Below are 19,074 nucleotides of genomic sequence, written 5' to 3'. Positions count from 1 at the left end.
AAATTTCGCCCCTCAGGTATACATGAGAAAATTATTAAAAAAGGGCGACATCACTGTCGCCCTTTCCCCGTCTTGCCCTTTACCACTTACGCCGCACTAAACGACTTATGCGGATCAATCACAAACTTCTTCGGCACGCCCGCGTCGAACTCGCCATACCCCTTCGGCGCGTCATCCAGGCTGATCGCCTGCATCAGTTGGCAGTCACACCCCGATGGCGTGGCCGGCCTGGGCAGCCAAACCTAACACTTCTGCTAGCTAGACAACCCTCCTTCTGCCTGAACATGATAGTGCTATCTGTATTTCCCACAGAGCAAAGCCCATGTCCTCCCCAGATGAAACCTTGCTCTGCCGCTACCACTACGACCCACTGGATCGCCTGGCCGACTGCACCCCCTCGGCCCAGGCCCGCACCCAGCGCTTCTACCTGAAAGAACGCCTGACCAGCGAAATCCAGGGCTTGGTACAGCGCTCGATTTTCCAGCAGGACGACCAACTCCTGGCGCAACAACAGCGCCAGGATGGCGCCGTCGAAACCACGTTACTCACCACCGATCAGCAACGCTCGGTGCTGCACGCGCTCGACGCCACGCAGCCTCATCCCCTCGCCTATGCGCCCTACGGCCATCGCCCTGCGGAAAACGGCTTACTCAGCCTGCTCGGCTTCAACGGCGAACGGCCGGACCCGGTGACCGGGCATTATTTGTTGGGCAATGGGTATCGGGCGTTCAATCCGGTGTTGATGCGGTTTAACAGCCCGGACAGTTTGAGTCCGTTTGGGGACGGGGGGGTGAATGCTTATACGTACTGTGTTGGAGATCCGGTAAATCGGGTGGATCCGACGGGGCACTTACCGGCATGGGTTAAATCCATTGGGAGGGCACTGGGATTCATACAGCCATCGTCGCGAGTAGCGCGTGCTGATCGGGCCTTTAACCTTGCAGTGCAAGAGACAGCAGGACAAGGCATCTCAGTGCTCCCAACCAACAGAGTTCCCAATAGACCACTTACGCCCCCTCCTTCTCCCATCGCATCAAAGAACCCGGACGATTTAACTGCTGCATGGACAACTAGAGAAACGATAGCAGTACATCACTCGCCCTCAGCCTCCCGTCGCGGCTCGCATTCCTACTACTTAGACGGGGGTGAGACATCGGACATTCCGTTTGCTTCAGGCCCTCCGTCACCCACATCCTCCCCTCGCTCGCGCTCGCCTTCGCAAGGTTCATGGACTATGGCGGATATTGAAAACGACTACGCAGCAAGGAACGCTCGTAGAGCTGTAGTGATGGATGAAAATGATCCACGGCTGCTTGCGATTAGACAACGCCTAGACGGTGTGTCTGACCTGCCACCATCTTACGAAGAAGCGCAGCGTAACATCCGACGACCTTGAAGCAGGCCACAGCGACCTCGATATATCGCTTTTGCGCTGAGCTGAATAAAAAGGGCGACATCACTGTCGCCCTTTCCCGTCTAACCCTTTACCGCTTACGCCGCACTAAACAACTTATGCGGATCAATCACAAACTTCTTCGGCACGCCCGCATCAAACTCGCCATACCCCTTCGGCGCGTCATCCAGGCTGATCACCTGCACGCCCACGATTTCAGCAATGTTGATGCGGTCCCACATGATCGCCTGCATCAGCTGGCGGTTGTACTTCATCACCGGGGTCTGGCCGGTGTGGAAGCTGTGGGATTTGGCCCAGCCTAGGCCGAAGCGAATGCTCAGGCTGCCCATTTTCGCTGCTGCATCGACGGCGCCCGGATCTTCGGTGACGTAGAGACCGGGGATGCCGATTTTGCCGGCCACGCGGACTACACCCATCAAGGAGTTGAGCACGGTGGCTGGGGCTTCGTGCTTGACGCCGTCATGGCCGTGGCCGCGGGCTTCGAAGCCTACCGCATCGACGGCGCAGTCGACTTCAGGCTCGCCCAGCAGCGCGGCGATCTGTTCGTGCAACGGGGTGTCGGTGGACAGGTCGGCAATTTCGAAACCCTGGGCCTTGGCGTGGGCCAGGCGAACCGGGTTGACGTCGCCGATGATCACCACAGCCGCGCCCAGCAGGCGAGCGGAAGCGGCAGCGGCCAGGCCAACCGGACCGGCACCCGCGATATAAACCGTGCTGCCAGGGCCAACACCAGCGGTGACGGCGCCGTGGTAACCAGTCGGCAGGATGTCGGACAGGCAGGTCAGGTCACGGATTTTCTCCATGGCCTTGTCGCGGTCCGGCAGTTTCAGCAGGTTGAAGTCGGCGTACGGCACCAGTACGTATTCAGCCTGGCCGCCGGTCCAGTCACCCATGTCCACGTAACCGTAGGCACCGCCGGCACGGGCCGGGTTGACGGTCAGGCAGACACCAGTGTGTTGCTCTTTGCAGGAACGGCAGCGCCCGCAAGCCACGTTGAACGGCACCGACACCAGATCACCGATTTTCAGGTTCTCGACGTCGCTGCCCTTTTCGATCACTTCACCGGTGATTTCGTGACCCAGGACCAGACCGGTCTGGGCGGTGGTACGGCCGCGCACCATGTGCTGGTCGGAGCCGCAGATGTTGGTGGAGACCACGCGCAGGATGACACCGTGCTCAATCTTCCTGCCGCGCGGGTCCTGCATTTTTGGATAGTCGATTTTCTGTACTTCGACCTTGCCGTTGCCGAGATACACGACACCACGATTACCAGACATGCTTTCACCTCGCTGTTGTTTTTGTGGAACTGCGTTGCCCAGGCAGGCAGCGCGTTGATTGCTCGGGTTACAGATGCTGTTTTTGCGTTGTTAGTAATGGCCTCTTCGCGAGCAAGCCCGCTCCCACATTCGACTGCATTCCAAAGGTGGAACGCGGTCGAATGTGGGAGCGGGCTTGCTCGCGAAGGCGTCCATCACAGCACCACAGTACGATTGGCGTTCAAGAACACCCGTCTTTCAATGTGATACCCCACCGCCCGCGCCAACGTGAGCCCTTCGATGTCCCGGCCTTTGGCGATCAGGTCTTCGGGATAGTGGCTGTGGTCCACCACTTCCACGCCCTGGGCGATGATCGGGCCTTCGTCCAGGTCGTTGTTGATGTAGTGCGCCGTGGCGCCCACCAGCTTCACGCCTTTGTTGTAGGCCTGGTGATACGGCTTGGCGCCCTTGAAGCCCGGCAGCAGCGAGTGGTGGATGTTGATCGCCTTGCCGTCGAGCTTGCGGCACAACTCCGGCGACAGCACCTGCATGTAGCGGGCAAGGATCACCAGCTCGGCGCCGGTGTCTTCGATCACCTGCCATACCTGACGTTCCTGGGCCGGTTTGTCGTTCGGGTCCAGGGGGAAATGGTAGTAGGGGATCTGGTGCCAGTCGGCCAGGGGCTTGAGGTCGGGGTGGTTGGAGACCACCGCCACCACGTCCATGGACAACTGGCCGATGCGCTGGCGGTAGAGCAAATCGTTGAGGCAGTGATCGGCCTTGGAGACCATGATCACCACTTTGGGCCGGTAGTTGGGCGGGGTCAGTTCGAAGACCATGCCGAAAGCTTCGGCACGCTCGGCCAGGCCGGCGCGAAAGTTCTGCTCGTCGAAACCGTCAGGCTGGCGAAACTCCACGCGAATGAAGAAACGCGCCGAGAGCCGGTCGTCGAAGGAATGGTGCTCGGTGACGTAGCAGCCCTGCTCGAACAGAAAGCGGGTCACCGCGTCCACCGTGCCGAGCACGCTCGGGCAGTCGGCAGTCAAGATCCATGTGTCTGGGGCGCGGCTCATTGCGGTGACTCCTGTTCCAAATTAACGAAGCGACGCAGAACCCCGTGGCGAGGGAGCTTGCTCCCGCTCGGTTGCGTAGCGACCGCCAAAAAGCGAGGGCCGCTGCGCGCCCCAGCGGGAGCAAGCTCCCTCGCCACAAAGGCTGTGATGGGCTTTAGTCCTACGCCTGCACGCTCAACCCATACTCAGCCGCTGCATCCTGCAACCACAGCCACCAGTAATCGGAGAAGCTGCGGCGGATTACCAGTTCCCAGGTGTCTTCAGCGGTGTGGCGGATCACCAGTTGCGACTTGGCGAATACGGTGCCCACGGCCTTGCCCACCGGGAAGTTGCTTGGGTGTACATCGTAGCTGGTGGATTTCATCAGCACGTCGCGCACGTTCGGGCCGGACAGTTCGAGGATCTGCTGGCCGCCGCTGACGTTGACGATCTGGATGTGCAAGTCGCCCAGGGCTTCACGCAGGTTCTGCTCGGCGGCGAACTCTTCGCCGGTGGGCACCACCAGCAGCCATTCATCCGGGCCGAGCCATTGCAGGCTGGTCTCGCCCTTGATGACGACGGCCAGGGCACCTGGCAATTCCAGGCCCAGGGCCTTGTGGACACCGGCGGCGAACGCCGGGTCGTGGCCGTCGCCACGAAGGGTCAAATGGCCCAGGAGTTTTTTCTCGCGCACGGTCACGCCGGCGTTCTTGCGACCCTTGCCCACCAGGCTGGCGAGGTCGGCATGGTGCAGCGACGACTCGGCCTTGGCCCCGGTGGTTGGGCGTTGTTGGTACACGTTGACTGCGGTCATATGGAGCACCTGTCTTGAATTCTGTAGTTCCGGCCTTTGTGGTGGCTGTTCTGCCGTCTTCGCGAGCAAGCCCGCTCCCACATTGGATTGATGCCTGGTTCAAATTCCTTCGGCGACTTCAATCCTGTGGGAGCGGGCTTGCTCGCGAATCAGGCGACTCGGTGAAGCTGCCCACCCACAGGACCAAAGTCCCTTTAGATATTCTGCCGATCCCCCTTCGGATCGAAGAACACCGAAGAAACGATCTCTGCCTCGATCACGCTGCCGTCGGCCAATGGCGCGAACACGCGCTCGCCCATCCGCTTGAGGCCGCCCTTGACCACGCCCATGGCAAATGAATAACCCAGGGAGTTGTGGGCATAGCTGGAGGTCACGTGGCCAACCATGGTCATCGGGATCGCCTGCTTGGTGTTGAACACCAGTTGCGCGCCTTCCGGCAGCCAGACATTCGGATCGATCGGCTTGAGGCCCACCAGTTGCTTGCGGTCTTCACGCACGCAATCTTCGCGATTCATGCCGCGCCAGCCGATCCACGAGAACGGTTTGGTCCGGCCGACGCACCAGCCCATGTTCAGGTCGTCCGGGGTCATCGAGCTGTCCGTGTCCTGGCCGACGATGATGAAGCCCTTCTCGGCCCGCAGCACGTGCATGGTCTCGGTGCCATACGGGGTCAGGTTGTACTGTTTCCCGGCCTCGACGATTTGTTCGAGCACGCCCATGGCGTAGTCGGCTTGCACGTTGATTTCGTACGACAGTTCACCGGTGAACGAGATCCGGAATACCCGCGCCGGCACGCCGCCCACCAGGCCTTCCTTCCAGGTCATGAACGGGAACGCGTCCTTGTCCAGGTCGATGTCGGTGACGTGGCTCAGCAGCTTGCGGCTGTTGGGGCCCGACAGGGTCATGGTCGCCCAGTGGTCGGTGACCGAGGTGAAGTACACCTTCAGGTCCGGCCATTCGGTCTGGTGATAGATCTCCAGCCATTGCAGTACGCGCGCCGCGCCGCCAGTGGTGGTGGTCATCAGGAAATGGTTGTCCGCCAGACAAGCCGTCACGCCATCGTCGAAGACCATGCCGTCTTCCTTGCACATCAGGCCGTAGCGGGCCTTGCCCACGTCGAGCTTGGTCCAGGCGTTGGTGTAGACGCGGTTGAGGAATTCGCGGGCGTCCGGGCCCTGGATGTCGATCTTGCCCAGGGTCGAGGCGTCCAGCAGGCCGACGCTGTCACGCACCGCCTTGCATTCGCGCTTGACCGCGGCATGCATGTCTTCGCCATTCTTCGGGAAGTACCAAGGGCGCTTCCACTGGCCGACGTCTTCGAACTCGGCACCGTTTTTCACATGCCAGGCATGCAGCGCGGTGAAACGCACCGGCTCGAAGATGTGCCCACAGTGCCGGCCCGCCACCGCGCCGAAGGTCACCGGCGTGTAGTTCGGACGGAACATGGTGGTGCCCATCTGCGGGATGCTCACGTTCAGCGAACGGGCCGCGATGGCCAGGCCGTTGACGTTGCCCAGCTTGCCCTGGTCGGTGCCGAAGCCCAGTGCGGTGTAGCGCTTGACGTGTTCCACCGACTCGAAGCCTTCGCGGGTGGCGAGTTCGATGGCGGCGGCCGTGACGTCGTTCTGCAGGTCGACGAATTGCTTCGGCGCCCGGGCAGTGGATTTTTCGTGAGGCACCTGGAACAGCGCCAGGGTCGGTTCTTCGTGACGGCTCAGGGCTTTGGGCAGCACGCCCTCCACCGCCTTGAAGCCGGCTTCGCTGGCCGCGCGCACGCCGCCTTCAAAACCGTCGGCCAAGCTATCGCCGAGGCTGTAGACGCCGTTCACACCGCCGACGCAGACACGCTTTTGCGGCGCTTCGCCCGGTACGAAACCGAGGATGTCTTCACGCCAGATCGGCTTGCCGCCCAGGTGCGACGCCAGGTGGACCACCGGGCTGTAGCCGCCGGAGCTGGCCACCAGGTCGCAGTCCAGCCATTCGCCGGGGCTGGTGACTTTGTGGGCGCGAACGTCGATCGCGGCGACACGTGCCCCGCTGACGCGCTTGCTGCCACGGGCCTCGATCACGGCGCTGCCGGTGAGGATACGAATGCCCTTGGCGCGGGCTTCTTCCACCAGCGCACCCCGTGGGTTGCTGCGGGCGTCGGCCACGGCGATCACTTGCAGGCCGGCGTCGAACCAGTCCAGGGCCACGCGATAGGCGTGGTCGTTGTTGGTGCTCAGCACCAGTTTCTTGCCCGGCGCCACGCCGTAGCGGCGGATGTAGGTAGAAACCGCGCCAGCCAGCATGTTGCCCGGCACGTCGTTGTTGCCGTAGACCAGCGGCCGCTCGCAGGCGCCGGTCGCCAGCACCACGCGCTTGGCACGAACGCGGTTGATGCGCTGGCGAACCTGGCCGATCGGTGCGCGGTCGCCGAGGTGGTCGGTGAGGCGCTCGTGGATGGTCAGGAAGTTATGGTCGTGGTAGCCATTCACGGTGGCGCGAGGCAGCAACACCACTTCGGGCATCGAGCGCAGTTCAGCCACCGCAGCCGCGACCCATTCGGTCGCCGGCTTGCCGTCCAGGCTCTCGCGGGAGTCGAGCAGGCTGCCGCCGAACTCTTCCTGCTCATCGGCCAGGATCACGCGGGCACCGCTGCGGCCGGCAGCCAACGCGGCAGCCAGGCCGGACGGGCCAGCGCCAACGATCAGCACGTCGCAGTGACGGTTCATGTAGTCGTAGGTGTCCGGATCGTTCTCGGTCGGCGAGCGACCCAGGCCCGCGGCCTTGCGGATGTACTTCTCGTAAGTCATCCAGAACGATTGCGGGTACATGAAGGTTTTGTAGTAGAAGCCCGGCGGCATCAGCTTGCCGCCGACCTTGCCGAGAATCCCCATCATGTCGTTGTTCACGTTCGGCCAGCCGTTGGTGCTGGTGGCGACCAGGCCCTGGTACAACGCCTGTTGCGTGGCGCGCACGTTCGGGATTTGCGTGGCTTCGGTGGCACCGATCTGCAGCACCGCGTTCGGCTCTTCGGCACCGGCGGCGTAAATGCCGCGCGGACGCGAATATTTGAAACTGCGACCGATGATGTCGACACCGTTGGCCAGCAGCGCGGCGGCCAGGGAATCGCCCTCGAAGCCTTTGTAGGCCTGGCCGTTGAAGGTGAAGCTCAGCACTTTGTTGCGGTCGATCCGTCCGCCGTTGGACAGGCGATTGATCTGGCTCATACCTTCTCTCCCAGAGCCTGTGCAGCCGCTTTCGGACTGTCAGCCTTGTCGGTGAACTGCGGCTTTTGGCCGATCTTGTAGGTTTCGAGAATCTCGTAGGTCACGGTGTCACGGGTCGCGTTGAAATACTGGCGGCAACCGGCGACGTGGTCCCACAGTTCATGGTGCAACCCGCGTGGGTTGTCACGGAAGAACATGTAGTCGCCCCACTCCTCGTCGGTGCAGGCGTTCGGATCCAGTGGACGCGGGATATGCGCCTGGCCGGATGCATGGAATTCCTCTTCGGAGCGCAGTTCGCCGCAGTGAGGACAGAAGATGTGCAACATAGGGATTTCTCCTGTTAGTGGGCGACGGCAGCAGCGCCGTGTTCGTCGATCAGTGCGCCGTTGTGGAAACGGTCGATGGAAAACGGTGCGGCCAGTGGGTGCATTTCACCCTTGGCCAGGCTTGCAGCGAAGACGTTGCCCGAGCCCGGGGTGGCCTTGAAGCCACCGGTGCCCCAACCGCAGTTGAAGAACATGTTCGGCACCGGGGTCTTGGAGATGATCGGGCAGGCGTCCGGCGTGGTGTCGACGATGCCGCCCCACTGGCGGTTCATGCGCACGCGGGACAACACCGGGAACATCTCGACGATGGCCTGGACCGTGTGTTCGATCACCGGGTACGAGCCACGCTGGCCGTAGCCGTTGTAGCCGTCGATACCGGCGCCGATCACCAGGTCGCCCTTGTCGGACTGGCTGATGTAGCCGTGCACGGCGTTGGACATGATCACGCTGTCGATGATGGGCTTGATCGGCTCCGACACCAGCGCTTGCAGCGGGTGGGATTCGATCGGCAGGCGGAAGCCGGCGAGCTTGGCCATGTGCCCGGAGTTACCGGCAGTGACCACGCCGACGCGCTTGGCGCCAATGAAGCCCTTGTTGGTTTCCACGCCGATGCACACGCCGTTTTCCTTGCGGAAACCGATCACTTCGGTCTGCTGGATCAGGTCCACGCCCAACGCGTCCGCCGCCCGGGCAAAGCCCCAGGCCACGGCATCGTGACGGGCCACGCCGCCGCGACGCTGGACGGTGGCGCCCATCACCGGGTAGCGGGTGTTCTTCGAGCAATCCAGGTACGGGATCTCGTCGGCCACTTGCTTGGCGTTGAGCAGCTCGCCGTCCACGCCGTTGAGGCGGTTGGCACTGACGCGACGCTCGGAATCACGGATGTCCTGGAGGGTGTGGCACAGGTTGTAGACGCCACGCTGGGAGAACATCACGTTGTAGTTCAGGTCCTGGGACAGGCCTTCCCAGAGTTTCATCGCGTGTTCGTACAGGTGGGCCGATTCGTCCCACAGGTAGTTGGAGCGCACGATGGTGGTGTTGCGCGCGGTGTTACCGCCGCCCAACCAGCCCTTCTCGACCACGGCCACGTTGGTGATGCCGTGTTCCTTGGCCAGGTAGTAGGCGGTCGCCAGGCCATGTCCGCCGCCGCCGACGATGACCACGTCGTAGACCTTTTTCGGGGTCGGCGTGCGCCACATCCGCTGCCAGTTTTCATGATGGCTGAGTGAGTGTTTGAAGAGGCCGAAGCCCGAATAGCGTTGCATAGTCATTTACTCCAAAACCGACTCAGCGATAAACCGGGAAGTCCGCGCACAGGGCCGCCACTTGCTGCGCGACATTGGCCTCGACATCGGCATCGCCGAGGTTGTCGAGGATGTCGCAAATCCAGCCGGCCAGCGTGACGCACTGGGTAACCTTGAAGCCACGGGTGGTCACCGCTGGGGTGCCGATGCGCAGGCCCGAAGTCACGAACGGCGATTGCGGGTCGTTCGGCACGGCGTTCTTGTTGACGGTGATGTGGGCGCGGCCCAGTGCGGCATCGGCGTCCTTGCCGGTCAGGCCCTGACGGATCAGGCTGACCAGGAACAGGTGGTTATCGGTACCACCGGACACTACATCGTAGCCGCGCTTGATGAACACGCCAGCCATGGCCTGGGCGTTATCGATCACTTGCTGCTGGTAAGCCTTGAAGCCAGGCTCCGCCGCTTCCTTGAAGCACACCGCCTTGCCAGCGATCACGTGCATCAGCGGGCCGCCCTGGGCGCCGGGGAATACCGCGGCGTTGAGCTTTTTCTCGATTTCTTCGTTGGCCTTGGCCAGGATCAGGCCGCCACGTGGACCGCGCAGGGTCTTGTGGGTGGTGGTGGTGACCACGTCGGCGTACGGCAGCGGGTTCGGGTACAGGCCGGCGGCAACCAGGCCAGCGACGTGGGCCATGTCGACGAACAGCAGGGCACCGACCTTATCGGCGATCTGGCGGAAACGTGGGAAATCCAGGGTCTTGGAGTAAGCGGAGAACCCGGCGACGATCATCTTCGGCTTGTGCTCGACCGCCAGGCGCTCGACTTCGTCGTAGTCGATCAGGCCGGTGGTGGTGTCGATGCCGTATTGCACCGCGTTGTAGAGCTTGCCCGAGGACGACACCTTGGCGCCGTGGGTCAAGTGACCGCCGTGGGCCAGGCTCATGCCCAGGATGGTGTCGCCGGCTTGCAGCAGGGCCAGGTACACGGCGCTGTTGGCCGACGAACCGGAGTGCGGCTGGACGTTGGCGTAATCGGCGCCAAACAGCTGCTTGGCGCGCTCGATGGCCAGGGCTTCGACTTTGTCGACGTGTTCGCAACCACCGTAGTAGCGCTTGCCCGGATAGCCTTCGGCGTACTTGTTGGTCAGGCCGCTGCCCTGGGCCTCCATCACGCGCTTACTGGTGTAGTTCTCTGACGCGATCAGTTCGATGTGATCTTCCTGGCGTTGCTCTTCGGCGTTCATCGCCGCCAGCAGTGCATCATCGTAGCCTTGGATTTGGTCTTGCTTGCTGAACATCGCGTCTCTCCCAGCGGCGGCGGTGCGCCTTTCGTCTCGGTGAGGCACGGACCGTTTCGGTCGTGCCCTTTGGATGCGATGGTATGGCTGGCGCAGGCATGTCAAATGCCTATGGACGCCACGCAAAGGTGCGTTTACGACATGTGCTCAAATGGAGTCGAACAGTGGCCCCTGTGGCGAGGGAGCTTGCTCCCGCTGGAGGGCGAAGCCCTCCCGGAAAGGCCCACGCAGATCTACCTGATAAACCCAGGTGTTTGGTCTTGGGGCTACTTCGTAGCCCAGCGGGAGCAAGCTCCCTCGCCACAACGGCTATGTGACGATCTGGCGAACCGCGAGCAGCACTAGAAAATGCGCGGGATACAATGCATACGCCCAACGCCGCATTGGCAGTGGATGAAAACGACCCGCCTGTCGCAAAAGCACCAGCCCCAGCCATGGCGCGATCAGGCAAGCCACCAGCCCCCACAACGCCACCCCATCCCCCAGCCACGCCGCGCCATACAACACCCGCCATTGGTTGGCCGCGACACAGACCAATCCCGGCAACAAGGCCAGATACAAGGAACGCTTGAATAGCAGCAACATCACCAGCGGCAGCAATACACCAAAGAAACCGAACATCAGCCGCGACGAAAACAGCGCCGCCAGCAGCAATGCCGTCGCGGCCAGGCAGCGCGCTTCCAAGGTGGGCGTCTGCCAACAGCGCGCCACCAATAACCCAAGCACCAACGTAGGCATGACATTCAAGGTGGCGGGGTCGGGAATGAACAAGCGATAAGGAATTTCGCTGACAGCACTGAACAGCAACAGCCAACCCAGGTAACGCCATCGCGCATTATCGACGCCACTGCGCGCAAGATTGGCCGCCATCGCCAGGCAGAACCACGGGAACGCCAACCGTCCAGGCACGTAGAGCCAATCGGCGGAAAAACCGACATATCGCAGGTGATCGAGCACCATCGACAACAATGCCAGCCATTTGAGCAGGTCCAAGGCACCGTCGCGCCGATTCATGTGTGCGTCGGCCCTGGGACGTTGTGATTTTCTGACAGAAACATCACTTATGTTCCCTCGCTAATCTTGGGTAAAGTGCGCACCAACATAGACCACGACGTTGCGGACTCAAGCACGTCGAACCAAGGAACCCCCACCCGGGAATTCCGCCAGGGATCTCTTACCCAGGACTCTCTATTCAAGGAGCAAGGCCATGACCGACAAGAGCCAACAATTCGCCAGCGACAACTATTCCGGCATTTGCCCCGAAGCCTGGGCGTTCATGGAAAAAGCCAACCAGGGCCACCAGCGCGCCTATGGCGACGACGAATGGACCCACCGCGCGGCGGATGATTTCCGGGCCTTGTTCGAAACCGACTGCGAAGTTTTCTTTGCGTTCAACGGCACCGCGGCCAACTCTTTGGCACTGTCGTCACTGTGCCAGAGTTACCACAGCGTGATCTGCTCGGAAACCGCCCACGTCGAAACCGATGAATGTGGCGCCCCGGAGTTCTTCTCCAACGGTTCAAAACTGCTGGTGGCTCGCACCGAAAACGGCAAGCTGACCCCCGAGTCGATCCGCGAGATCGCGCTCAAGCGCCAGGACATTCACTATCCCAAGCCCCGAGTCGTGACCCTGACCCAAGCCACGGAAGTCGGCAGTGTCTACACGCCGGATGAAATCCGCGCCATCAGCGTCACCTGCAAGGAACTGGGGTTGAACCTGCACATGGACGGCGCACGGTTTTCCAATGCCTGCGCTTTCCTCGGCTGTACTCCAGCCGACCTGACCTGGAAGGCCGGCGTGGACGTGTTGTGCTTCGGCGGGACGAAAAACGGCATGGCGGTCGGTGAAGCGATCCTGTTCTTCAACCACGACCTGGCCGAAGACTTCGACTACCGCTGCAAACAGGCCGGGCAGCTGGCGTCGAAAATGCGCTTCCTCTCCGCGCCCTGGGTCGGCCTGTTGCAAAACGACGCCTGGCTCAAGCACGCCCGCCACGCCAACCGCTGCGCGCAATTGCTGGCAGAACTGGTCAGCGACATTCCCGGCGTGGAACTGATGTTCCCGGTCCAGGCCAACGGCGTGTTCCTGCAACTCTCGGAGCCGGCCATCGCCGCACTGACGGCCAAGGGCTGGCGCTTCTACACCTTCATCGGCAAGGGCGGCGCACGCTTCATGTGCTCGTGGGATACCGAGGAAGCGCGGGTGCGGGAATTGGCGGCGGATATTCGGGAAGTGATGAGCGCCTGAAGCAACGACCGATATCTTCGGTTTTTTGGGCTCTGGGGCTTTTAAGCTTTTGTGGCGAGGGAGCTTGCTCCCGCTGGGCTGCGCAGCAGCCCCCATGCGGTGTATCAGGTAGCTCGTGTTTACCAGATGACGACTGCTGCGCAGCCGAGCGGGAGCAAGCTCCCTCGCCACAGATAAACCCCTCCCAGTAAAAGTAAATCCCTCCAGGTACAGAGGGATTTACACCTGCCTGAGCGAGCAAATCAGAAATCGATCCGCACATCCCCCTTCGGCACGCTGCAGCACGACAGGATATAACCCTCGGCCTCGTCGTCCTCGGTAATCCCGCCGTTGTGCTCCATCTCCACTTCCCCGCCCAGCTTCAGCACCTTGCAGGTGCCGCAGATGCCCATGCCGCAGGCCTTGGGGATCATCATGCCGAGCTTGGCGGCGGCGGCGTGGACGGTTTCTCCCGGCCCCACGCGAATGCTCTTGCCAGTAGAGGTGAACTCCACCAGGTGCAGGTCCGCCGCATCGACTTCCGGAGCATCGGCTGCCTGTTCGGCCTGTTCCACGGCGTCGGCACGGGCTTCCGGTGGCGTGGCGCCGAAGGATTCCTCGTGGTAACGCTTCATGTCGTAGCCGGCCGCTTCCAGCAGGCGCTTGACCGCGGTCATGTACGGGGTCGGCCCGCAACAGAACACCTCGCGCTCGAGAAAGTCGGGCACCATCAATTCCAGCATCTTGTGGTTCAGGTAACCGCGATACCCGGCCCAGGGCTCGCCCAGACCATGCCTTTCACAGATCAGGTGCAAGCTGAAGTTGTCGATCCGCGACGCCATGTGTTCCAGCTCGCGGTGGTAGATGATGTCCTTGGGCGAGCGGGCGCTGTGGATAAAGGTCATGTCGACATTGGCGTTGGTGTCGTAGAACCAGCGGGCCATGGACATGCACGGCGTGATTCCCACGCCACCGCTCAGGTAAAGCACTTTCGGGCTCGGGAAATCGATGGCGTTGAACAACCCCACCGGCCCGTGCACCGCCAGCTCCTGGCCTTCGTGCAGGGTGTCGTGCAACCAATTGGAGACCTTGCCCCCCGGCACGCGCTTGATGGTCACCGAGAAACTGTAGGGCACCGACGGCGAGCTGGAGATGGTGTAGGAGCGCATGATCGGCTGGCCTTCGATTTCCAGCTCCAGGGTGACGAACTGCCCGGGCTTGAAAAAGAACATGATCGGCTGGTCGGCCATGAAGCAGAAGGTGCGCACATCCCAGGTTTCCTGGATGACTTTGACGCAACGTACGATATGTCGGCCATTGGCCCAGGTCTGGGTAGTGACCGGGTTCAGGAAGTTATTGGACATGCTGATCTCCACGGCCGACTGTCGGCCTTCATGAGGGCGATTGTGCGCAGGCGCCTGGGTGACCATTTACCTATCTGCGACATTCACATACTTATCGCGACCAGCCCCCAACGACCGGGGCTAGCGCGTCGGGAACAGATTGGGCCATGTCGCCCATGGATAAGGTTGCGCCCCTGCGCGGCCCCACACTCGCCCCAACAGATAAACAAAGTTTTCTGCCTTGCGTAGCACAACCGATTAGTCATTTTTCGCCGGCCACAAAGATGGCCATGAGGATAAAACGATGGACGTCACCACTACCCTGAGCCTGGGCGATCCGCTGGAACCCGCACGCAAGGCCACCGCGCAAATGCTGCAGGAGCGCGAGCGTACCTTTTCGCTGCCGCAACCGTTCTACAGTGATGAGCGCCTGTTTGATATCGACATGCAGGAAATCTTCCAGAAAGAATGGTTGATCGCCGGCATGACTTGCGAGATCCCGGCCAAGGGCAACTACCTGACCCTGCAAGTCGGCAAGAACCCGATCATCGTGATTCGCGGCGCCGACGGTGTGGTGCACGCCTTCCATAACGTCTGCCGCCACCGCGGTTCGCGGCTGTGCACCAGCGAAAAAGGCAAAGTCGCCAAACTGGTCTGCCACTACCACCAGTGGACCTACGAGCTGGACGGTCGCCTGCTGTTCGCCGGCACCGAGATGGGCGCCGACTTCGACATGAAGCAGTACGGCCTCAAGCCGGTGAATGTGAAGACCGCTGGCGGCTACATTTTCATCAGCCTGGCCGAGAACCCGCCGGCCATCGATGACTTCCTGTCGACCCTGAACCATTACATGGAACCCTACGACATGGAAAACACCAAGGTGGCGGTGCAAACCACCTTGATGGAAAAAGCCAACTGGAAGCTGGTGCTGGAGAACAACCGCGAGTGCTACCACTGCAACGCCTCGCACCCCGAATTGCTCAAGACCCTGCTGGAATGGGACGATGTCACCGACCCACGGGCCGACCAGGCCTTCAAGGACCACGTGGCCGCTTCCGCCGCCGCCTGGGACGCCGAGAAGATTCCTTACGCCCACGCCAGCTTCGGCCTGCGCAACCGCATCGTGCGCATGCCGTTGCTCAAGGGCACCGTGTCGATGACCATGGACGGCAAGCAAGGCTGCGCCAAGCTGATGGGCCGCATCAAGAACCCGGACCTGGGCTCGATGCGCATCCTGCACCTGCCGCATTCGTGGAACCACTGCATGGGCGACCACATCATCGTGTTCACCGTGTGGCCGATCAGCGCCCAGGAAACCATGGTCACCACCAAGTGGCTGGTGCACAAGGACGCGGTCGAAGGCGTGGACTACGACGTGGCGCGCATGCGCGAAGTCTGGGACGCCACCAACGACCAGGACCGTCGCCTGGCCGAGGAAAACCAGCGCGGCATCAACTCCACCGCCTACCAGCCAGGCCCGTACTCCAAGACCTATGAGTTTGGCGTGGTGAACTTCGTGGACTGGTACAGCGAGCGCCTGCTCAACAACCTGGGCGCTGAACCGGCGCCGTACCTCAAAGGTGTTCCAGTCCAGGGCTAAAAACTAAAAGCTTCGCGAGCAAGCCCGCTCCCACAGTTGACCGAGTTTCTTCAGAAGGAATGAGATCGAATGTGGGAGCGGGCTTGCTCGCGAAGGCGGTCTAACAGCCGACGACTAATGTGAAGACCACCGCACACTGCCATCCTCCCCATAAAACGTCTCGACAATCTCCTCCCCCCTCAACTGCACCTTCACATACCCATTCAACACCCGCTCCGGATACGCCTCGTCCCCCGCCAACTGCGTTTCCGACCACAACACCCGCGCATGCCCATTCAACTCGCTGGTGGTGCCATAGGGAATCGCTCCATGCCCGGCACAGCGCGCATGCAACCCGCCTTGCGCCGCATAGCAAATACCATTGTGCAAATGCCCCCAATACCAATAATCCGGCTCACGCCCCAGGGCATCGCACACCGGTTGGTAGAGCGCAGTCTTGTTATGCCCGGAAATATCGAAGCCCTGGTGATGGCTGAGCACCATCAGCTTCTTGCGCTTGGGCAGGGTTTTCATCCACTCGATCTGCTGGGTGTTGAGGGTGCCGTCCATGTACAGGTTCATCGCGTCCGAGGCGTACGCACTGTCCAGGCCAACCACCAGCCAGTCGTCGTTGTACAAGGCGAAATAGCTGGTGCCCTGCTGCACCGGAAAACGCGCCGCAAGCTCCTTGAAGTAACCATGGGCGCCGCTGTACATCTCATGGTTGGAGTTGAGGGTGAACGAGCCGTGCTTGCCCTGGGGCCAACCGACCATGTCGACGTCTTCCTGGGAATGGGTGCCGGCGTAATACACATCGCCCAGGTGGATGGTGAAATCGGCCAGGGCCAATTGCATCTGGTTGGCCACCGCCACCGCCGGGGCATGACTGTCGAACGGCCCGGTGCCCCAGTCGCCGGCGATGGCGAGCACAACGTCGTTATCCATCTTCACCAGCGCCGGGGTAGTGGCGAACGGCGCGTGGTGGCGCAGGTTTTCGATCCATTTGAGCAGCGCCTCGCTCCACAGAAGATCCAACAGTTCCCATTTGCGACAGCCCAGTAACGTGCCGTCCTTGAGCACGCGGGTCGGCAATTCCTCTTCTTTTTGCGGTAGCGGCGTGGCGTTGCCGATCTTCAGGATCGACAAGCCGTGAGCCAGCTCCCAGGGCACGGCCGGTTCGTCGCCCGGCAAATCCCCGTGGTCGATGACGTGACGGGCCTGGTCGTGGCCTCGCTGCAGCAACCTGACGATGGCCTGGAACTCCTCGGGCTCCAGGTCGTTGACGAGCTTCTTCCAGGACATCTCCAGCCGAGTAACCAACCCGTGCAGGCGGACCTTGACCTTGTCGAACTCATGTTCCCAATGGTGCAGTAATGACATGTGAACGCTCCTTCGTTTTGCCCTGGGCTACAGGGTTTTCATGAATTCGATCAGGGCCCGTTTGTCGACGTCCGACAACTGCGTGCCGTACAGATGGCCGCCGTTGTGATTGCCTTCCAGGCGGGTGTCGTATTTGAAATCCGCCGACGCCTTCATCTGCGCGCCGCTGGTGACGAAGCCGACCTTCTGCGGGTCGTAAATGTCGGAGCCGGTGTAGAACACCTGCGGACGCTGCTCCGGCGCTTGCAGCAAATCCCACAGGGATGGCACCGAACCGTTATGCAGGTACGGCGCCCGCAACCAGATGCCGTCGGTGGGCGTATTGCTGTAGCTCTGCGTCTTGCGGTAGGCGCCAAAGTCGAACGGCGGTTTCTTGAAGCCGTGGAACGCCGACACCAGGCCCGTGGTGAAGGAATTCAGGCGATGGGGGTCGGTGCCCAACTGGTCGATGTGGGTGGTGACCTGGCCGGTGTCGCTGCGGCCGAAATCATGGCAGCTGGCGCAGTTTCTCTCCCAGATCGGTTTGCCCTGGGCGACTTTCTCCTGGTCCAGGGCGAACGGCCAAGCCGGTGCCTTGTGGCCCAGCAGCCAGTTGGTCACCCGGTTGAAACTCGGTGGCAGCACCGATTCCGGCGTCGCGCCCACGGCCATGGCCGCTGCGTAGTTGCGCTCATGGATTTTGTTGTTATTGCCGTCCCAATGCAGGTACATGGACTCGCGGGGCTTCTGGTTCCACACCTGCGGCAGATCCACGGTGCCGATGGTGGAATCATCCGGGAAGCCGAACACCACCATTTTGGTCGGGTTGAAGGTGTCGGTCCGCCCAGGTCCCTGGGCCGGACGCAGCTTCTGCCAGGCGTAGGCCTGCTTCTGCTTGAGCAGCGCACTCTTGGCCATCGGGATGATCAGGTAGCGGTTGTACAGTTTCTCGAAGAAGCCCAGCTGGAACTTGCCATTGATCGCCGCCATCACCGTATCAGGGGTGAACTTCGGGTCGCTGGCGCATTCGTAGGCGAACCATTGGAAGGCTTGAAGTTGCAGGGTATTGGCCGGCGCGGCGGCGACCGGCACCGCGACGTCACTGGCATTGGCCCGGTAGGAACCGGTGTGGCACAGGGCGCAGTTCGGCTCCACGGTGGGGTAACCGAGCTGCCGCTTGGCCATGCCGATGGGCAGGTCGTTGCCGTTTTCATAGAGAAAACCGAATACCTCGTAGCCACCCGGCTTGGGCAGTTTTTCCGGGCACATCTGCGGCAGCACGGCGAACAGGTAGTAGGGAATCCGCGCCTCGATGCCCAGGCCGATGGCGGCGTATTTGTAATGGTCTTCGTCGGAGGCGAAGTCCGGCTGTGGCACCTCCCGGATCATCTGATACCAGGTCTGGTAGCCGATGAACCCCAACAGCAACACCACCACCAACGTGCCGACCCTGAACCCGTGGCTCTGCCAGCGCAGCGCCCAGCCGGCGCGCCACTCCCGCCAACCGGCGCAAAGCAAGGCCAGCGGACGATTGGCCACTGGGCTGCCCAGGTACAGCAGCACGCCCAGGATCAGGAACATGCTCAGGTCGCCCATCAGCATCGGCACGAACAGCTGGCCCTGGTTGTTGGTGTTGATCAGGTAAATCCAGAACACCACCGCCACCAGCCGCGACAGCACGCACAACCATGAGTGCACGACGAAATGCGGCGCGTTGAACCCCGAGGGCATGTAGAACAGGCTGATCCCCACCAGCAACATGCCGGCGTTTTCCAGCCAGGGATCGGACAGTACGGGGGGCAGGCCGATCATGGACGTCAGCAACGCCGGCGCGAACAGCGCCGGGATCGCGAAGAACATGTTCATGACAATCCCGACCCAAATGATGCGTTGGAACCAGCGGATGTAAGTGTTCATGGCATCCTTTTCCTTATTCTTGACTCACCACAAA

At 61.6% G+C, this 19,074-nt stretch carries 14 protein-coding genes and 1 pseudogene; 3 read left to right on the top strand and 12 right to left on the bottom strand.

The genetic code is table 11. The features are described 5' to 3' along the window. Positions 1-86: 86 nt before the first annotated feature. Positions 87-194: pseudogene (locus tag M1D99_RS02775) on the bottom strand (hypothetical protein); the annotation flags it as partial. Positions 195-322: 128 nt separating this feature from the next. On the opposite strand from M1D99_RS02775, the gene M1D99_RS02770 reads away from it, so the two are divergent. Beyond that, the gene (locus M1D99_RS02770) at positions 323-1,396 is read left to right on the top strand and encodes an RHS repeat-associated core domain-containing protein (protein ID WP_458131350.1); all 1,074 of its coding nucleotides are present in this window, start codon (positions 323-325) and stop codon (positions 1,394-1,396) included. A gap of 95 nt (positions 1,397-1,491) precedes the next feature. On the opposite strand, the gene fdhA is transcribed toward M1D99_RS02770, so the two are convergent. The 8 genes from fdhA to M1D99_RS02730 all read right to left on the bottom strand — a co-directional run bounded on the left by fdhA (position 1,492) and on the right by M1D99_RS02730 (position 11,629). Then, positions 1,492-2,691 (bottom strand): formaldehyde dehydrogenase, glutathione-independent, encoded by a 1,200-nt coding sequence (gene fdhA, locus M1D99_RS02765; protein WP_122566627.1) that lies wholly within the window; start codon positions 2,689-2,691, stop codon positions 1,492-1,494. 194 nt (positions 2,692-2,885) lie between these two features. Continuing rightward, a complete protein-coding gene (gene purU, locus M1D99_RS02760) occupies positions 2,886-3,743 on the bottom strand; it encodes a formyltetrahydrofolate deformylase (RefSeq protein WP_053126032.1) in 858 nt (285 codons plus the stop codon). A gap of 160 nt (positions 3,744-3,903) precedes the next feature. Next, complete coding sequence (locus M1D99_RS02755) at positions 3,904-4,536, bottom strand: sarcosine oxidase subunit gamma (RefSeq protein ID WP_458131349.1); 633 nt, start codon at positions 4,534-4,536, stop codon at positions 3,904-3,906. A 194-nt stretch (positions 4,537-4,730) separates the two neighbouring features. Next, positions 4,731-7,748, bottom strand: a complete 3,018-nt coding sequence (locus M1D99_RS02750) for a sarcosine oxidase subunit alpha (RefSeq protein WP_458131348.1) — start codon at positions 7,746-7,748, stop codon at positions 4,731-4,733. Continuing rightward, entirely contained in the window at positions 7,745-8,074 is a 330-nt protein-coding gene (locus M1D99_RS02745) for a sarcosine oxidase subunit delta (RefSeq protein WP_186707145.1), read from the bottom strand. Before M1D99_RS02745 ends, M1D99_RS02750 begins: the two co-directional genes overlap by 4 nt. A 14-nt stretch (positions 8,075-8,088) precedes the next feature. After that, the gene (locus M1D99_RS02740; RefSeq protein ID WP_003177603.1) at positions 8,089-9,339 is read right to left on the bottom strand and encodes a sarcosine oxidase subunit beta; all 1,251 of its coding nucleotides are present in this window, start codon (positions 9,337-9,339) and stop codon (positions 8,089-8,091) included. Between the two features lie 22 nt (positions 9,340-9,361). Next, positions 9,362-10,615 (bottom strand): serine hydroxymethyltransferase, encoded by a 1,254-nt coding sequence (gene glyA, locus M1D99_RS02735; RefSeq protein WP_003206308.1) that lies wholly within the window; start codon positions 10,613-10,615, stop codon positions 9,362-9,364. A gap of 309 nt (positions 10,616-10,924) precedes the next feature. Then, on the bottom strand, positions 10,925-11,629 hold the full coding sequence (locus tag M1D99_RS02730; RefSeq protein WP_458131347.1) for a TraX family protein: 705 nt from the start codon (positions 11,627-11,629) through the stop codon (positions 10,925-10,927). A gap of 193 nt (positions 11,630-11,822) precedes the next feature. Between M1D99_RS02730 and M1D99_RS02725 the strand changes: the two genes are divergently transcribed. Next, positions 11,823-12,863: a threonine aldolase family protein gene (locus M1D99_RS02725; RefSeq protein ID WP_250962164.1), complete on the top strand. Its 1,041-nt coding sequence runs from the start codon at positions 11,823-11,825 to the stop codon at positions 12,861-12,863. A 242-nt stretch (positions 12,864-13,105) separates the two neighbouring features. On the opposite strand, the gene gbcB is transcribed toward M1D99_RS02725, so the two are convergent. Continuing rightward, positions 13,106-14,206, bottom strand: a complete 1,101-nt coding sequence (gene gbcB, locus M1D99_RS02720; protein ID WP_186707142.1) for a glycine-betaine demethylase subunit GbcB — start codon at positions 14,204-14,206, stop codon at positions 13,106-13,108. Between the two features lie 283 nt (positions 14,207-14,489). Between gbcB and gbcA the strand changes: the two genes are divergently transcribed. Further along, positions 14,490-15,785, top strand: coding sequence for a glycine-betaine demethylase subunit GbcA (gbcA, locus tag M1D99_RS02715; protein WP_434573874.1), 1,296 nt, complete (start codon positions 14,490-14,492; stop codon positions 15,783-15,785). Positions 15,786-15,899: 114 nt separating this feature from the next. Here gbcA and M1D99_RS02710 read toward each other — a convergent pair whose 3' ends face one another. Both M1D99_RS02710 and M1D99_RS02705 read right to left on the bottom strand, forming a co-directional pair. Continuing rightward, positions 15,900-17,144, bottom strand: coding sequence for a metallophosphoesterase (locus M1D99_RS02710; RefSeq protein WP_458131346.1), 1,245 nt, complete (start codon positions 17,142-17,144; stop codon positions 15,900-15,902). Between the two features lie 27 nt (positions 17,145-17,171). Continuing rightward, complete coding sequence (locus M1D99_RS02705) at positions 17,172-19,040, bottom strand: c-type cytochrome (protein ID WP_458131345.1); 1,869 nt, start codon at positions 19,038-19,040, stop codon at positions 17,172-17,174. Positions 19,041-19,074 lie beyond the last annotated feature (34 nt).

The sequence above is a fragment of the Pseudomonas sp. R3-41 genome (genome assembly GCF_054161485.1).
This window is presented reverse-complemented; position numbering and strand designations above follow the sequence as displayed.